This window comes from Curtobacterium sp. MWU13-2055, assembly GCF_023242305.1.
Lineage (GTDB): Bacteria > Actinomycetota > Actinomycetes > Actinomycetales > Microbacteriaceae > Curtobacterium.
Map to the genome: position 1 here is coordinate 40,394 of NZ_JALLIO010000011.1, position 15,412 is coordinate 55,805.

At 70.8% G+C, this 15,412-nt stretch carries 21 protein-coding genes; 12 read left to right on the top strand and 9 right to left on the bottom strand.

Annotated elements, in window-relative coordinates; translation table 11 throughout:
• Window positions 1-19 precede the first annotated feature (19 nt).
• Together M4960_RS17750 and M4960_RS17755 are read left to right on the top strand one after the other, a co-directional pair.
• A complete protein-coding gene (locus M4960_RS17750; protein ID WP_185021010.1) occupies window positions 20-1,195 on the top strand; it encodes an ROK family transcriptional regulator in 1,176 nt (391 codons plus the stop codon).
• Window positions 1,196-1,246: 51 nt separating this feature from the next.
• Window positions 1,247-2,005 (top strand): DedA family protein, encoded by a 759-nt coding sequence (locus tag M4960_RS17755; RefSeq protein WP_248704974.1) that lies wholly within the window; start codon window positions 1,247-1,249, stop codon window positions 2,003-2,005.
• 11 nt (window positions 2,006-2,016) lie between these two features.
• On the opposite strand, the gene M4960_RS17760 is transcribed toward M4960_RS17755, so the two are convergent.
• Window positions 2,017-2,220 (bottom strand): DUF2945 domain-containing protein, encoded by a 204-nt coding sequence (locus M4960_RS17760; RefSeq protein ID WP_123293555.1) that lies wholly within the window; start codon window positions 2,218-2,220, stop codon window positions 2,017-2,019.
• Between the two features lie 201 nt (window positions 2,221-2,421).
• Here M4960_RS17760 and M4960_RS17765 point away from each other — a divergent pair, with 201 nt between their 5' ends.
• Window positions 2,422-3,474, top strand: a complete 1,053-nt coding sequence (locus tag M4960_RS17765; RefSeq protein ID WP_123293556.1) for a serine/threonine-protein kinase — start codon at window positions 2,422-2,424, stop codon at window positions 3,472-3,474.
• A gap of 49 nt (window positions 3,475-3,523) precedes the next feature.
• The gene (locus M4960_RS17770; RefSeq protein ID WP_248704975.1) at window positions 3,524-4,147 is read left to right on the top strand and encodes a phosphoribosylanthranilate isomerase; all 624 of its coding nucleotides are present in this window, start codon (window positions 3,524-3,526) and stop codon (window positions 4,145-4,147) included.
• Window positions 4,148-4,184: 37 nt separating this feature from the next.
• Here the strand turns inward: M4960_RS17770 and M4960_RS17775 are convergent, their stop codons facing one another.
• From M4960_RS17775 to M4960_RS17785, 3 genes are all read right to left on the bottom strand, one after another.
• Entirely contained in the window at window positions 4,185-4,943 is a 759-nt protein-coding gene (locus M4960_RS17775; RefSeq protein ID WP_111086181.1) for an HAD-IIB family hydrolase, read from the bottom strand.
• A gap of 90 nt (window positions 4,944-5,033) precedes the next feature.
• A complete protein-coding gene (locus M4960_RS17780; RefSeq protein ID WP_111086180.1) occupies window positions 5,034-5,447 on the bottom strand; it encodes an acyl-CoA thioesterase in 414 nt (137 codons plus the stop codon).
• Between the two features lie 79 nt (window positions 5,448-5,526).
• Window positions 5,527-6,123 (bottom strand): nitroreductase family protein, encoded by a 597-nt coding sequence (locus M4960_RS17785; RefSeq protein WP_111086179.1) that lies wholly within the window; start codon window positions 6,121-6,123, stop codon window positions 5,527-5,529.
• A gap of 73 nt (window positions 6,124-6,196) precedes the next feature.
• Here M4960_RS17785 and M4960_RS17790 point away from each other — a divergent pair, with 73 nt between their 5' ends.
• On the top strand, window positions 6,197-7,120 hold the full coding sequence (locus tag M4960_RS17790) for an AEC family transporter (RefSeq protein WP_248704976.1): 924 nt from the start codon (window positions 6,197-6,199) through the stop codon (window positions 7,118-7,120).
• 222 nt (window positions 7,121-7,342) lie between these two features.
• Window positions 7,343-7,750 carry an aldehyde dehydrogenase gene (locus M4960_RS17795; RefSeq protein ID WP_123293560.1) on the top strand — a complete coding sequence of 136 codons (408 nt, stop codon included), beginning with the start codon at window positions 7,343-7,345 and terminating at the stop codon, window positions 7,748-7,750.
• Window positions 7,751-7,759: 9 nt separating this feature from the next.
• On the opposite strand, the gene M4960_RS17800 is transcribed toward M4960_RS17795, so the two are convergent.
• Both M4960_RS17800 and M4960_RS17805 read right to left on the bottom strand, forming a co-directional pair.
• Window positions 7,760-8,008 (bottom strand): nuclease, encoded by a 249-nt coding sequence (locus M4960_RS17800; RefSeq protein ID WP_132100702.1) that lies wholly within the window; start codon window positions 8,006-8,008, stop codon window positions 7,760-7,762.
• Window positions 8,009-8,121: 113 nt separating this feature from the next.
• Window positions 8,122-8,961: an exodeoxyribonuclease III gene (locus M4960_RS17805; protein WP_123293562.1), complete on the bottom strand. Its 840-nt coding sequence runs from the start codon at window positions 8,959-8,961 to the stop codon at window positions 8,122-8,124.
• A gap of 120 nt (window positions 8,962-9,081) precedes the next feature.
• On the opposite strand from M4960_RS17805, the gene M4960_RS17810 reads away from it, so the two are divergent.
• From M4960_RS17810 to M4960_RS17835, 6 genes are read left to right on the top strand one after another with little or no spacing between them, the layout of a single operon-like run.
• Entirely contained in the window at window positions 9,082-9,555 is a 474-nt protein-coding gene (locus M4960_RS17810; protein ID WP_123937445.1) for an Asp23/Gls24 family envelope stress response protein, read from the top strand.
• A complete protein-coding gene (locus M4960_RS17815) occupies window positions 9,552-9,743 on the top strand; it encodes a DUF2273 domain-containing protein (protein WP_111086173.1) in 192 nt (63 codons plus the stop codon). Before M4960_RS17810 ends, M4960_RS17815 begins: the two co-directional genes overlap by 4 nt.
• Complete coding sequence (locus tag M4960_RS17820) at window positions 9,740-10,111, top strand: hypothetical protein (RefSeq protein ID WP_123293565.1); 372 nt, start codon at window positions 9,740-9,742, stop codon at window positions 10,109-10,111. Before M4960_RS17815 ends, M4960_RS17820 begins: the two co-directional genes overlap by 4 nt.
• The gene (locus M4960_RS17825) at window positions 10,108-10,746 is read left to right on the top strand and encodes a hypothetical protein (protein WP_194671790.1); all 639 of its coding nucleotides are present in this window, start codon (window positions 10,108-10,110) and stop codon (window positions 10,744-10,746) included. The genes M4960_RS17820 and M4960_RS17825 overlap by 4 nt, the downstream gene beginning before the upstream one ends.
• Window positions 10,743-11,345 (top strand): hypothetical protein, encoded by a 603-nt coding sequence (locus tag M4960_RS17830; protein WP_248704977.1) that lies wholly within the window; start codon window positions 10,743-10,745, stop codon window positions 11,343-11,345. Before M4960_RS17825 ends, M4960_RS17830 begins: the two co-directional genes overlap by 4 nt.
• 7 nt (window positions 11,346-11,352) lie before the next feature.
• Window positions 11,353-12,120 (top strand): aminoglycoside 3'-phosphotransferase, encoded by a 768-nt coding sequence (locus M4960_RS17835; RefSeq protein WP_248704978.1) that lies wholly within the window; start codon window positions 11,353-11,355, stop codon window positions 12,118-12,120.
• A 29-nt stretch (window positions 12,121-12,149) separates the two neighbouring features.
• Here M4960_RS17835 and M4960_RS17840 read toward each other — a convergent pair whose 3' ends face one another.
• The 3 genes from M4960_RS17840 to M4960_RS17850 form a co-directional block, all read right to left on the bottom strand.
• Window positions 12,150-12,737 carry a hypothetical protein gene (locus tag M4960_RS17840; RefSeq protein ID WP_248704979.1) on the bottom strand — a complete coding sequence of 196 codons (588 nt, stop codon included), beginning with the start codon at window positions 12,735-12,737 and terminating at the stop codon, window positions 12,150-12,152.
• 73 nt (window positions 12,738-12,810) lie between these two features.
• Window positions 12,811-13,491 carry a hypothetical protein gene (locus M4960_RS17845; protein WP_148058322.1) on the bottom strand — a complete coding sequence of 227 codons (681 nt, stop codon included), beginning with the start codon at window positions 13,489-13,491 and terminating at the stop codon, window positions 12,811-12,813.
• Window positions 13,488-15,311: an alpha/beta hydrolase gene (locus M4960_RS17850; protein ID WP_248704980.1), complete on the bottom strand. Its 1,824-nt coding sequence runs from the start codon at window positions 15,309-15,311 to the stop codon at window positions 13,488-13,490. The genes M4960_RS17845 and M4960_RS17850 overlap by 4 nt, the downstream gene beginning before the upstream one ends.
• Between the last annotated feature and the right edge of the window lie 101 nt (window positions 15,312-15,412).

Genomic DNA, 15,412 nt, shown 5'->3' on the forward strand with positions numbered 1-15,412 from the left:
TAATGTGGAGGCTATGGCCGTGGACGAGACCGTGTCAACGATCCCGAGTGTCGTGGGGACGACGCCGGGCGTGCTCCGACTCATGAACTCCCGCGCCATCCTCGACGAGCTCCTGCGCGACGACGCGTCGCGCACCGTGACCGAGCTCAGCCGCACCGTCGGGCTCTCCCGCCCCACGGTCGAGGCGGCGCTCGCAGACCTGGTCGACGAGGGCTGGGTGACCGAGGCCGAGGCGATCGCCACCCCGAACAAGGCCGGCCGCCGGGCCAAGCGCTTCGCCGCGGACGCCACCGCCGGTTCCGTGCTCGGCGTCGACCTCGGACTGCACGGCATCGTCGGCATCCGCGCCGACCTGCGCGGGAACACCCTCACCCGGGTCGAGGAGCGCTATGCCGACCTCGCCGACGCGGAGCAGGCCTGGACGAGCGTGCAGGACGTCGTCCGCCGCCTGACGGCCGACTCGGAGGCGTCCCCGGTCCTCGCCGCCACGTTCGGCGTCCCCGCCGTCGTCGACCGCGCCGGCGAGATCGACTACACGGTTGCGGTGCCCGAGTGGGTCGAGCGCCGCGTGCCCGGCCGGATCCAGGACCTCTTCCCCGGCATCGCGACGTTCTTCGACAACGACGCCAAGCTCGCCGCCACCGCCGAGGCGATGTGGGGGCGCTTCCGGGGCGTCCAGGACGGCCTGTACCTGGTGATGGGTCGGCAGATCGGTGCGGCCTACGTCATCGACGGGGCGTTGGCGCGCGGGGCGCGCGGTGCGGCTGGCGAGATGGGCGGCCTGGCCTCGACCGGGTGGCCCGGTGCGCCGGCCCGCCTGGAGGCCCGGATCGCGTCCGACACGGACCTCGAGTCGGTCTTCGCCGCGGCCGGGCGCGGGGGCGCAGTGCCGGGTCACGTCGGCGATGGCGTTCCGGATCCGGCGGCGGTCCACGTCGTCCGCGCCTTCGCGGACGACGTGGCACCGGGCGTCGTGCAGCTCGTCACGACGATCGACCCCGAGGTCGTGGTCGTCGGGGGCGAGGTCCTGCCGGCGGCGTCGGTGTTCGCCGAGGCGCTCGCCGCGGTGGTCATGCCCCAGCTCCGGCACCCCGTCGAGATCGTGCCGTCGACGGTGGGTCGCGACGCCGTCGCCCGCGGTGCCCTCGCGCGGTCGCTGACGCACGTGCGGACCTCGCACATGGGACTCGGCTGACGTTCAGGTACCGCGCCGGGTCCTGACAGGGCGCTCAGGGATGCTGGGGGCATGACGACTGCCGTGACCGCCCGTGCCATGACCGTCGCCACCGGCGACTCCACCGCTCCCTCGGACCTCGGCGGACTCTCCGGCCTCGTGCTCCAGATCATCGACGCCCTGGGGGAGTGGGGCGTCGCGCTCATGCTCTTCGTCGAGACGGTGTTCCCGCCGATCCCGTCCGAGCTCATCCTGCCGCTGGCCGGGTTCCTGGCGGGCGCCGGCCAGATGAACCTCGTCCTCGTCCTCGTGCTGGCGACGCTCGGGTCCTACCTCGGGGCGCTGGTGCTCTACTGGCTCGGCGCGAAGATCGGGTTCGAGCGCACCACGCGGTGGTTCGGCAAGCTCCCCCTGGTCGACGAGGACGACTTCCGCAAGGCCGCCGCGTGGTTCCACCGGCACGGCAAGAGCGCGGTGTTCTTCGGCCGTTTCGTCCCGATCGTGCGCAGCCTCATCTCCCTGCCCGCGGGCGCTGACCGCATGCACCTCGGCACGTTCTCGGTGTTCACGATCATCGCGAGCGGGATCTGGAACAGCGCACTCGTGCTGCTCGGTGCCGCGTTCGGCTCGCAGTACGACCGCGTCGAGCAGTACACCGAGTGGATCGACCGGGTGCTCTACGTCGCGATCGCGGTCGTCGTGGTGACGTTCGTGGTCCGGCGGGTGCGACGGTGGCGGGCAGACCGTCGTGCGGACGGAGGCGGCAACGGTGACGGTGCCGCGAGCGGGGGCGCACGAGGTCGTCGTCGCGCCGAGCCCGCCCGCGACTGAGCCCGTCGTCGTCAGGCCTTGGTCAGCGCCGACTCCTTGTGCGCGGCCTGCTTGCCGCTCTTCTCCGACTCGACGATCCAGTACGGATCGTCGTCGGTCGGCTTGAACGTCTGACCGTCGAACTCGAAGTCGCTCGTGCGCTTCCGCACGAGTTTCCCGGTCGTCTTCCCTTGCGAGGTGTTCCAGTGCACCTCGTCACCCTTCGTCAGTGCCATCGCTGTCCTCCTTGCGTGATCGCTCACCCTGGTCGGAGGTCGAACGGTACCCTGATGCATCCGCATGAACACAGGGAAGTACGCCGATCACGATGTCATAACACCCGCCCAAAACGGGAGTCGGACGCGTACCGTTTCTCGTGAGCCAACACGCCGGCAGCAGCCGCGGAACCTGCGGCTCCCGACGGAACGACGGACACCATGACCCTGCTGGACGGCTTGCGGACGGAGACGGTCCTGTCGGGCCGGTACCGGCTGGTGAAGCTCATCGGCACGGGTGGCATGGGGACCGTCTACGAAGCCCGCGACGAGCACACCTACCGCGCCGTCGCCGTGAAGCTCTTCGCGACGCCGGACAAGATGACGACGGCTGACCGCGTCCGGCAGGAGCGCGAGATCCGGCTCCTCAGCATGCTGTCGCACCCCGGGCTCATCCCGCTCTACGACGCCGGCACGCACGACTTCCCCGACGGCCCGCACCGGTTCATCGTGATGGAGCTCATCGCCGACACGACGCTGCTCCGCCGGCTGTCCGAGGGGGCCCTGCACAACTACGAGGTGGCCGACCTCGGCGCCCAGCTCGCCGATGCCCTGGCCTACGTGCACTCGCGCGGCATCGTGCACCGGGACGTCAAGCCCGCCAACATCCTGATCAGCGACGAGGGCTCGTCCGGCTTCGCCCGGACCGTGAAGCTCACCGACTTCGGCGTCGCGCACTTCGTCGACGGCTCGCGCCTGACGAACGACGGCACGATCATCGGCACGGCGGCGTACCTGAGCCCCGAGCAGGTCGCCGGTGAGCCGATCAGCTTCGCCACCGACGTGTACTCGCTCGGACTGGTGCTGCTCGAGTCCCTGACCGGCAAGCAGGAGTACTCCGGCACCCTGATCGAGGCGGCACTGGCCCGCCTGCGGCACGACCCCGAGATCCCCGACGACGTCGCCTCGGAGTGGCGTGAACTGCTCAGCCGGATGACCGCCCGCGACCCGGAGCGTCGTCCGACCGCGGTGGCGATCGCGAACGCCCTGCGGGGCGGCTCCACGCAGGTCACCGGACCCGTGCCGCTCGGACCCGAGCGGGTCAAGCACCAGCGCGACCACCGGATGCACCGGGCGGCCCACCGGCACGCGAAGCGCGGGACCTTCTCGGCCGTCCGCCGCTGGCGTCGGCGGAACGTGCTCGTCGGCTCGTTCGCGGCGTTCGGCGTGCTGGTCGCGTGCGGCTCCGCCTACGTCGCGGGCATGCTGCACTGACGTCGCCCGCTCGTCCCGTTCGTCCGTGGTCCCTGGCAGGATGGACAGCATGACCGACCAGCGCTGGATCAAGATCTGCGGCCTGTCGACGCCCGACACCGTGGACGCCGCCGTCGATGCGGGCGCCGACGCGGTCGGGTTCGTCTTCGCCGCGAACAGCCCCCGCACCGTGACGGCCGACCTGGCGAAGGAACTCGTCGAACGGCTGCCGGACGGCATCGACGCCGTCGGCGTCTTCCGCGACCAGAAGATCGACGAGATCGTCGGCATCGCGTCCGAGGTCGGGCTCACCACCCTGCAGCTGCACGGTGGCGAGGCCGCGACCGACTTCGCCCGAGCCCGCGACGCGGGCTTCTTCACGATCCGGGCCCTCGCGGCCGAGGACTACCTGCGTGAGACCGCCGAGCAGCGCGCCTCGTTCGACCACGACTTGCTGTTGCTCGACGCCGCCGTGCCGGGCAGCGGTCGGCTGATCGACCCCGCTGTGATCGAGGGCGGGATCGACGAGGCCTGGATCCTCGCGGGCGGCCTCACCCCCGCCAACGTCGTCGCCGCGGTCGAGGCGCTCGACCCCGACGGTGTCGACGTGTCGAGCGGCGTCGAGTCGGAGCGCGGGGTCAAGGACCCGGCGAAGATCCGCGCCTTCGTCGAGGCCGTCCGCAGCCTGGGCTGACACGGGGTCAGCTGCCGCGCCGTCGGCTGCCGCGGGGTCAGCGCAGGGTCGGGATGAGCTCGGTCAGGAAGGCGTCGGTGTCCTCCCAGCCCTCGACCGCGTGGCACGGCACACCGAGGGCCTTCACCGGGTAGTCGTTGCCCTCGGGATCGAGCCGGTCGCCGACGAAGAGCATGTCGTCGAGCGCGATGCCGGTGATCTCGGCGAGACGCTGCATGCCGTAGGCCTTGTCGATGCCCTTGCGGGTGATGTCGACGCTGGTGGAGCCGCCCGATCGGACCTCGAGGTCGGGGAGCTCCGCCTGCACCCGTCGACGGAGGTCGTCCTTCTTCGCGCCGGTCGGGTCCCACTGCTTCTTGACGTCGACCGGAGCGGCCTGGCCGAGTGCGGAGAACGTGATCTGCGACCCGCGGTCCTCGAGGATGTCACCCCAGGTCTCGGACTCCCAGTAGCCGGCGTCCTTCGCGACGGACTCGACCGCTGCGAGGGCGCGTGCCTTCTGGTCGTCGGTGAGGTCCTCGGCGTACTGCAGGGCCCAGTCGTCGTCGGACCAGCGGTAGTACCGCGTGCCGCACGTCGGCAGGAGGTGCAGGTCGTCGAGGGTCAGGCCGTCGCGGTGGCGGAGCGGGGTGACGAGCTGCTGCTCGAACTGCGTGAAGTTGCCGCCGGAGATGACCGCGACCGGCACGACCTCGAGCAGGGACGCGAAGGTCTCGAGCATGCGGGGGTCGAGGGAGGACTTCGACGGGGCGAGGGTGTCGTCCAGGTCGAAGGCGACGAGGCGGGGCGTGGTCATGCCCCGATCCTGCCAGAGGCCACCGATCACGTGCCGGGTGCTGTGCCCACCGCACGCGACTGCTGCGCGATGTCTGCGGGGTCACGCGGGTCAGGCGCGGTGCGTCGCGGGGACCCGGTCGCGGTCGTACGTGATGTCCGTGTAGCCGTGCGGCGCCGGGTTGCCGTCGTCGTCGAGGTTCACGAACACGACCTCGTCGATGGTGAGGATGCTGCGGTGCGTGAAGAGGTTGCGCGCCTCGGCCCGCATCGTGAGCGAGCTGCGGCCGAAGCGGGTGGCGACGAGGCCGATCTCGACGATGTCGCCCTCCTTCGCCGAGGACACGAACTCGATCTCCGACATGTACTTCGTGACGACCTTGCCGTTGCCGAGCTGGATGATCGCGTAGACCGCGGCCTCCTCGTCGATCCAGCGGAGCAGGCTGCCGCCGAACAGGGTGCCGTTGGCGTTGAGGTCCTCGGGGCGGACCCACTTGCGGGTGTAGAAGTTCATCTCGGGCTGCATGTCACGACATTCTACGCGGCAGCGGGTACGGCAGCGGCCGCGCCCCGGTGGGGACGCGGCCGCGTGCTGGTACCGCTGACTACTCCTTGACGAGCACGACCTCGTCGAGGGGCAGGCGGGTGCGCGGTGCGACCTCGCGCTCGGCCGCCTTCTCGTCGAGCTGCGACGGGTGCGCGACGGTGCCGATGGCCGTCACGGTGAAGGGCAGGAAGCGCTCCGGCAGGTCGAACGCGGCGCGCAGGCCCGCGGCGTCGATGCCCGCCATCTGGTGCACGTGCAGGCCCTCGGCGTGCGCCTGGACGGTGAGAGCCGCGAGCGACTGGCCGAGGTCGTACTGCGCGAAGGGACGCTCGTCGCCGTCCTCGGTCACGGTCTCGAGCACGCCGACGACCAGGGCGCTGGCACGGAAGGCCCAGGCGGCGTTGAAGCCGAGCAGGTTCTCGTTGATCTTGCGGAACGTCTCGGTGCCACGACGGCCCGCGATGAAGCGGCGGGGCTGGAAGTTCATGGCCGACGCGGCCCAGCGGGCGGCCTCGAGGACGGCGTCGAACTGCTCGTCCGAGATCGTCGCGGTCTCGTCGTAGGAACGGGGGCTCCAGCGCTCTTCGAGCAGGGGTACGAGGGGCTGGCTGGAGTCGGTGGACCGGGTGAGGGTGTCGGCGTTCGTCGAGGTCATGGTGCCTGCAACGGTATTCGATGCGAACGCATTTCCGACCTGAGCGACGTCACATGGTGCAAGGATGGACGCGATGGGTGGCGTGTTGACCGGCTTCGCGATCATCGGCGCGATCATCGCCGGTGGGTACGTCGTCGGGCGCATCGGACTGCTCGGCCCGCACGCACAGTTCGTGATGAGTCGCCTCGCGTTCTTCGTGCTCATGCCCTGCCTGCTCTTCCACACCATCGCCTCGGCCGACATCGAGTCGCTGCTGTCCCCGATGCTCTGGGTCTCGCTGCTGAGCGCCGCCGTCGTCGCACTCGGAGCGGCGGCCGTCTTCCGGTTCGTGCTGCGGCGACCGGTCACCACCACGACGGTCGGGGCCCTGGCCGCGAGCTACGTCAACGCGAACAACATCGGCCTGCCGGTCGCCGTGTACGTGCTCGGGCAGGCGACCGCGGTCGTGCCGGTGATCCTGCTGCAGCTCATCGTCATCGCGCCGGTCGCGTTGACGATCCTCGACGCCGCGACCTCGGGCGCCGGCGGCTGGGGACGCCGGATCTCCGGACCGTTCCGGAACCCGATCATCATCGCCTCGCTGGTCGGCCTCGTGTTCTCGGCGACCGGCACCACGCTGCCCGACCCGGTGCTCGAGCCGTTCTCGCTGGTCGGTGCGGCAGCCGTGCCCGTCGTCCTGCTGTCGTTCGGGATGAGCCTGCACGGTGCCGCGCCGTTGCGGGACCCGGCGATCCGGACGGACGTCATCGTGGCGTCGTCGATCAAGCTCGTGGTGATGCCGGCGGTCGCGTACGTGTTCGCACGGTTCGTGTTCGGGCTCGACGACCAGGACGTGTTCGTGCTCACCACCCTGGCGGCGTTGCCGGCGGCACAGAACGTGTTCAACTACGCGCAGCGCTACGACGCGGCGGTCCCGGTCGCCCGCGACGTGGTGCTCATCTCGACGATCGGCTCGGTCCCCGTCCTGGTCGCGATCGCCGCGCTGCTGCACCCGTAGCGCGCCCTGGACGCACCGCGAGGCGGACGGGAGGCCCGTGGCGGGGCCGCCTCGTGCCTCCCGTCCGCCGTGGGGTCGCGTGCACCGCGGATGGTGAGCAGGAATGGTCGGGTCGCGGTCACGGACCCGACCATTGCTGCTCACGAAGCGCATCGGGGGCGCGCGTACGCTGACACCCACGGGGCGGACCCGCCTCGGGACCACGACGGACGGAGACCTCCGATGGACACGATGGCGATGATGAAGAACATGTCGATGACGGACATGCCCATGGAGATGGACATGGACGTGATGCAGGACACGATGATGGCGATGAACGCCGCGTCGATGGCCGCCACGATGTGCTCCGCGAGCGACATGCGCATGGGCGGCGAGATGGCCACGTGCGCCGCGATGTGCTCCAACACGGCGATGATGGCCGACACCGGCATGCGGATGATGATGCGTCCGGCCGGCATGGACCTGCCGAGCATGCAGGCGATGCTCATGGCCGTGATGACGATGGGCACGATGTGTGCTGCCGAGTGCCGGAAGCACATGGACATGGACGAGTCGTGCCGCTACTGCGCCATGGCCTGCGACGAGATGGTCGCGAAGTGCGAGGCGATGCTCGCCTCGATGTCTGCCTGAACCGACGGGCTACGCGCTGCGTGCCGTGGTCTGACGACCGCCGGCGCTGAGGATCTCCGCCACCGGGTGGTGGGCGATCGGGTCGCCGACCGACAGGAAGGCGTCGGCGTCCGCCACCCGGAGCTGGGTCACGCCGCCGTCCAGGAACACCACGACGGCGTCGGCGGGACGGGTCTCGACGACGATGCCGTCGCGCCAGGCGCCGGGGGCCGCGTTCGCCATGACGCGCTGGATGGGAAGGATCGTCGTGCGGGACATGGCTTCACCTGCTCTCGAAGGGGTTCGGTGCAGGAAATCTACGTCGGCGCCGTCACCTGCTCAACGAGGGTGGACGCCGGGCGTAACAGAACGCGTCACGGCCGCGTGACCGCTCAGAAGATCATCGGGCGGTCGTCGTCGAGCGACGTGTCCAGGTCGAGGTCGACCACCACGGGGACGTGGTCGCTCGGGGCGTCGCCCTTCCGCTCGTTGCGGTGGATCGAGGCGTCGGTGACGACGTCGGCGAAGGCCTGCGAGCCCATCACGAAGTCGATGCGCATGCCCTCGTTGCGCGGGAACCGCAGCTGTTTGTAGTCCCAGTAGGTGTAGCCGTCGGGGACGATCGGCCGCACGACGTCCTGCAGGAGCCCCGCTGCCTCGAACGCCCGGAAGGCGTCGCGCTCCGGTTCGCTGACGTGGGTGTGCCCCTCGAACACGCGGACGTCCCACACGTCGGTGTCGAGCGGTGCCACGTTCCAGTCGCCCATCAGCGCGAGCGGGGTCTCCGGCGACGCGGCGATCCACTCGGCGGTGCGGTCAGCCAGCTGCGCGAGCCAGTCGAGCTTGTACGTGTAGTGCGGGTCGCCGACCTCGCGCCCGTTCGGCACGTACAGGCTCCAGAGCCGCACGCCGTCGACGGTGACGCCGATGGCCCGGGCCTCGACGGGCAGGTCCGGCCCCTCGTGCCCCTTGAGGAAGCCGGGCTGGCCGGGGAAGTCGCGGGTCACGTCCTCCATCGGCAGCCGGCTGGCGAACGCGACACCGTTCCACTGGTTCAGGCCGTGCGCCTCGACGTGGTAGCCGGCGTCCTCGAACGCCTGCACCGGGAACTGCTCCGGCTTGCACTTGATCTCCTGCATGCCGAGGACGTCGACGTCCTCGCGCACCAGCCAGTCGACGATCCGCCCCACTCGGGTGCGGACGGAGTTCACGTTCCAGGTCGCCACGCGCATGGCATCGAACCTACCGGGGACGACCGACCCCGCCGTGCAGCGCTCCGCCTGCCGCTCTCGGGCGCAGCGCGGCACGATGGTGTTCGCTGGAAGTCCAGCAAGCGAACGCAGGAGGCACTGATGGCATCGACGACGAACCGCGTCGACGGGACCGTGACGACCGGCACCACGACCGGCACCACCACCACGCAGGTCACGGCCAAGGGCAAGACGATCATCGACGACACCGTCGTCGCCAAGGTCGCGGGCATCGCCGCGCGTGACGTCCCCGGCGTCTACGCCCTCGGCGGGAACGCCTCGCGGGCCTTCGGCGCCATCCGCGACGCGATCGGCTCGAGCGCGCTCGGCCAGGGCGTCCGCGTCGAGGTCGGCGAGACCCAGGTCGCCGTCGACCTGACGATCGTCGTGGACTACCCGATCCCGATGATGGACGTCGCGTCCGCCGTGCGCGCCGCCGTCACGAGCGCCGTCACCGAGCTCGTCGGGCTCGAGGTCACCGAGGTCAACATCGCGATCAACGACGTGAACATCCCGGCACTGAACGGCACCGCCGACGACCTCGACGGCGACGTCCGCGAGGGCCGGGTCCGGTGAACGCCACCGTTGTCGGGATGGGCGTCGGCGCCCTCCTCGCGATCGTCGCGGTGACCCTCGGGTTCTGGGCGTTCGTGGTCGTCGCCGTCTGCATGGCCGTCGGCGGGCTGGTCGCCCGCATCGTCGCCGGTGACGTCGACGTGCGTCGCCTGGTCGACGTGCTGCGCGGACGCCGGAGCTCGTCGTGACCGACGCCGCCGTCGCCACGGTCGGCGACAGCGGCGTCCGGCTCCGCGGCTCCGACCGCATCGGCACGTCGGCGCTCGTCCACACCGCCCAGGCGGTCGCCGCCGAAGCGCTGCGCGTGGCCTTCCGGGAGGTCCGTGCCCGGGTCGCCGACGACGGCCGCGGCGCGCTGGCGGTCGAGATCACCGCCCCGCTCACCCTGCCCGTGCTGGGGAGCCACGCGGTCCCCGACGAACCCGTCGTCACGAGCGCGCACCGGGCCCGCGGCACGATCGCCGAGCGCCTCCGGACCATCACCGGCCGACAGGTGTCCCGGGTGACCGTGACGTTCGCGTCGTCGGTCGTCGACGTCCCGCGGAGGGTCCGGTGACCGCCGTGGACGGCCGGACCGCATCGGCTCCCGAAACCGGCCTCGCACCGTCCACCGAGCACGCCGCTACGTACCGCCGTCTGCTCCGCCGCGAGACCCACGTGTCCCGGTCGGGTGCCGTCGTCATCGCGATGCTCATCACCCTCGTGCTCGCCGCCGCTGCCGTCTTCGCCGGTGCCCTCGTGCTGCTCGACCAGAACGTCCTCGGCGTCGACCCGCGCGCCGTGGTGGACGCCGCCCTCGCCGCGCCGGACGGCCTCGACACCACGCTCGTCGTCGGGATCGCGGCGATCGTCGCCCTCGTCGGCCTGGTGCTCCTGCTGCAGGGGTTCCTGCCGCAGCGGCGTCCGCGCCACGCGATGGCATCCGACCGGCTCGCCGTCGTGGTCGACGACGAGGTGCTCGCCTCCGCCGCGGCACGTGCCGCCCGTTCCGTCACGCGGCTCGGGCCGGATGCCGCCGTCGGCACCGTGGGCCGCCGGACCGTCGAGGTGGTGCTGCGTCCCGCCGCCGGCGTCGACGTTCCCGCAGTGGCCGCGACCGAGGCCGTCGAGCACGAGTTCGCGGGGATCGACGCGCTGCCCGCCCTCGCTGCACGGGTGCGCGTCCAGCCGACCGGACGGGTGGACGGATGAACGCGACCAACCGTGGGCTCGGCCGGGTGGCACTCGTCGTCGTCGGGCTCGTCCTGTTCGTCGCCGGGGTCGGTGCGATCCTGGTGCAGACGGCCCAGGGCCTGCCGCTCGTGGCGTCCTGGTGGCGCACGGCCGGCGACGCACTCGCGGGCCTCGGCACGGACACGTCGCGCGATGACTCCCTGCTGTCGTGGACGTGGGTACTCGGTGGCGGGGTCGTCGTCGGCGTCTTGGCGATCGTGGTGCTGACGACGCTCGGCGGTGGCCGTGCGGGCACCGTCGTCGAGAGCGACGGATCAGCTGACGGCGTGGCCGGTTCGGTGCGCGTCGAGTCCACGGCCGTGCAGCACGCGCTGTCGTCGGCGATCGGGGAGCTGCCGCAGGTGGCCTCGCTCGCCGTCGACGTCTACCGCGTCCGTGGTGGCCGGGCGATCCGGGTGCGGGTCCGTCCGCGCCGGGGTGCCTCACCGCGCGAGGTCACCGAACGGGTCGAGGCCGTCGTGGCCGACCTGGACGCCCTGCTCGGCGAACGCCTGCCGGTCCTGCTCGAGATCGCGCGCGGTGGGGCCGGGTCCTCGCGCCCGGACCGCGTGCACTAGGGCCGTCGTGGTGCGGTCGATCGGCGGGCTGCCGGGGCCGGACTCCGTCGTCCCCGTGCCGCGGGTGGTCGTGGCGGCCGCCCGGGGCCGCGAGGTCGCCCTGGTCTGGCACAACGAGATCGGCGGCACGACGTTCCGGATCGGCCCCGACGAGCACGCCGACGAGTTCGTCAAGGTCCTGCCGCACGCCTACGGCCGGTGGATCGACAACGAGGCCGCGCGACTGGAGTGGGCGTCACGGTACGTGCGGGTGCCCGAGGTGCTCGACCACGGTGCGGACGACGACGGCGTCTGGCTGCACACCCGTGCCGTCCCCGGGTGGAGTGCCGTCGACCCGCGCTGGCACGACGAACCCCGGACCGCGGTGGTCGCGGTCGGTGAGGGGCTCCGCGCGTTCCACGACACCCTGCCGGTGGACGACTGCCCCTTCGCATGGTCGACGGCGGCGCGGCTCGACCGTGCTCGCGCGGCCGGTGCCGACACGGACCGCCTGGGCCCGGAGCCGCCCGGTGACCGCGTCGTGGTGTGCCACGGAGACCCGTGCACGCCGAACACGCTCATCGGTGCCGACGGTCGGTGGAGCGGGCACGTCGACCTGGACGCCACGGGTGTCGCGGACCGTTGGGCGGACCTGGCGGTGGCGACGATGGCGCTGGGGTGGAACTACGGGCCCGGGTGGGAGCCGCTGTTCCACGAGGCGTACGGGGTGCCCGACGACCCGGAGCGGACGGCGTGGTACCGCGCGCTGTGGAACGTCGATGTCGATGACGTCTGACTGCCCAGGGGCGTGCTGTGTCGGCGGAGTCAGATCTTGGGCTTGTTGACGATGGGGTCGTCCCACTCGGGGAAGTCCGGGAAAACGCCGGGGCGGGACCGGTCCGGGAACGTGACGGTCGAGCGTCCGTAGATGGCATCCGAAAGGGCGTTGCCGTCGTTGGTCCAGAACGGCTCGCCGTAGACGGTGATGGGGTTGTCGCCGTTCTCCTGGGCGGTGTACTGGATCTGCCAGCCGTCGCCGGTGGTGGCCCAGACTTCTTCGTCGCCGGTGATGGTGCGGCGTTCGATGGTCCAGCCCTGGTCGGTGAAGTAGTCGAGCATCGGTTGCAGGTCGTGCTGATCGCCGGTGGCGCCGGGGGGTGACCAGAGTCGTCCGCTGCGCATGTAGTAGCTGTTCTTCGTGTCCGCGCCCGGCAGCGGAGCGACGCCGTCCCCGCCGATCAACGGCAGGTCGTCGCCGCCAGCCCACTCCCATTCGCCGTCGTGGACCTGGAGCTGCGCATCCTTGAGGAGCCGTTGCATGTGTTCGTAGTGGTCCCCGAAGGCGTCGAACTCTTGGTGGAGCGACATCTCCGCGACGTCGTCCTGTGTCAGGTCGGCTGCGTCGGTGGGCATCTGGTTTCCTCCTGCCGCGCACCCGGTCAGCAGTCCCAGGGCCAGGACTGCCGTCGCGATGGTGCGGAGCATCTCAGATCTTGGGCTTGTTGACGATGGGGTCGTCCCACTCCGGGAAATCTGGGTACACACCCGGGCGGGACCGGTCGGGAAACGTGACGGTCGAGCGTCCGTAGATGGCATCCGAAAGCGCGTTGCCGTCGTTGGTCCAGAACAGTTCGCTGTAGACCTCGAGGGTGTAGCGGCCGTTCTCTTGAGCGGTGTAGATGAGTTGCCAGCCATCGCCGGTGTACCCCCGGAGCTCGTGGTCGCCCGTGATGTCGCGTTGCTCGATGGTCCACCCCTGATCGGTGAAGTAGTCGAGCATTGGTTTCAGGTCGCGTTGCTCGCCTGCGGCGCCGGGGGGTGACCAGAGCCGTCCGCTGCGCATGTAGTAGCTGTTCTTCGTGTCCGCGCCCGGCAGCGGGGCGACGCCGTCCCCTCCGATCAGCGGCAGGTCGTCGCCGCCGCCCCACTCCCACTCGCCGTCGTGGACCTGGAGCTGGGCATCCTTGAGGAGCCGTTGCATGTGTTCGTAGTGGTCCCCGAAGGCGTCGAACTCTTGGTGGAGCGACATCTCCGCGACGTCGTCCTGTGTCAGGTCGGCTGCGTCGGTGGGCATCTGGTCTCCTCCTGCTGCGCACCCTGACAACAGCCCGAGGGTCAGGGCTGCCGTCGCGATGGTGCGGAGCATCGATTGCATGGTGTTCATCATGGCTTCCCGGTGGCGATGATCTTCGCGATCGTCCGCTGTGAAGTCGCATCGGGGGACAAGTAGCCGACACCGCCGGCTTCCGGGTACATGTCGTGGCCGGTGACCGCTTTCGTGTCCCGGGCGGATTCCGCACTGAACGTGTCCACGTCGGGCAGATCGCGGGGATCGCTGCGCCCGATCCGGCCGAGGATCGCGGTGTGGTCGTTGGCGCCTTCGGTGGCGTAGACACGGCCCACGTTGAGGTGCTCGGGCAGCGTGGTGTCGGTGAACCCGACTGAGCCGTACGTGACGAACGAGTCCACGCGGTGCCGGGTCTGCGCGAGCGCCTCGGCCGCGGTCGTGGAGCCGTACGAGTGCCCGAGGACCGTGACGGACCGCGGTGCTGTGCCGCGGCTGTCGTGGATGCCGTCGAGGAAGGACGCGAGGTTCGCCCCGCCCGCGTGCGCGCGGTCCTGCCGCGGGACCTCGATGACACCCGGGGCGCGGTACCCGAGCCAGGACACGACCGCGAAGGAGTCTTCCGCGGATCCTCTCTGCCCAGCCGCGAAGAGGAGCTCGTTGGCGGCGCGGACCTTCTCACCCATGCTGTCGAGCGTGGTCATCGCACCCGGCACGTTCACGGTCACGTTGGACGCCGTGTCCAGATCGCCGAGGACGACTGCAGCGACGAGGGCCCCGTTCGAGACGCCGAACCCGACCAGCTGTGCGACCGCTGCCGAGGGTGCCTTCAGGCGACCCGCGAGCTGATCAGCACGGTTGAGTCCGTCGCGGAGCGCGATGACCTGCTCCGTGAACTCATCGAGGCTGACCGCCCCGTACGTGTACGCCAACCCCATCAGCCGGTACAGCCGCTCCGGATCCCGCACGGCTGCGGAGAGGACCGCACGGGACGCGATGTCGCGCTGCGCGGCCGGGACCCCGTCGAGCCCCGCGAACTGCAGCTGCGTGGTGAGCGGCAGCGCGCGGACGTCGGCGTCGGTGAATCCGAGTGCAGCCCAGATCGCTGCGACCTCCGCCGGTGTCAGGGAGGGATCGAGCAGCCGCTGCAGCCCGGGTGGGAGCGTCGAGGCCGCGGCAGCGTCGAGCGCGGTGTTCGCCAGGGAGCCCCCGCCGGCAGCACTGAAGGCGTCCGCGATCCGGTCGACCCAGGACGCGTCCTCAGCGTTCTCGGCGAGGTAGTCGCCGAACCCGCTCGGCAGCGTGGCACCGTCGATGGGGACCCAGCTGCAGCGGCTCGTGAACGCGGTCCAGGCGTTGCGCACCCGGACCAGGTCCTGTTCCGTCGAGGAATCCTGTGCTCGGACGGTCGCGCTGAACTGCCGCAGCCTGGTCGGATCAGCACTGCTGCGTCCGCCGGAGCGACCACTGCCGGTGCGCTGGCGGGACTGGGCGCTGAAGGTGGCGGACACCGGTGACGGGCGCTTCGGTGTGCTGGACGGCTTCGGGTCGAAGACCGCGCTGCCCCAGTCGAGCACAGGTTGCATCGGCACGCCACCGGCGATGCGCACGAGCTCACGGTCGGCTTCGCGTCGCTGCCACGCGGCCAGGTCCGCCGATCGCTGCCGTTCCTCGTCCGCCTGCCGTTGCACGATGCGGAGCTGATCGGCCAAGTCCTCGAGCTCCTTCGCCAGCCGGACGCGGTCGGTGGACTCCGTCACACGGGCCGCCTCGAACAGTCGCGAGTACGCCCCGTCGAAGTCGAGCAGCGCGGCCTCTGCGGTGCTCCGTCGCGGTCCGGCGCTGGCTCGCAGCGTCAGCGCCACCTCGACCGCGCAGTCGACCAGCCGGGACGCCGCTGCGTCGTCGAACTCGATCCCCATCGTCCCCCCACCATCCGAACTGGCTGATGGGGGAAACGTAGCATTTCAGCGGTGCAGTGTGAAATTGCAGCAACGCGACTGTGGGGAACGACGAACCGCCG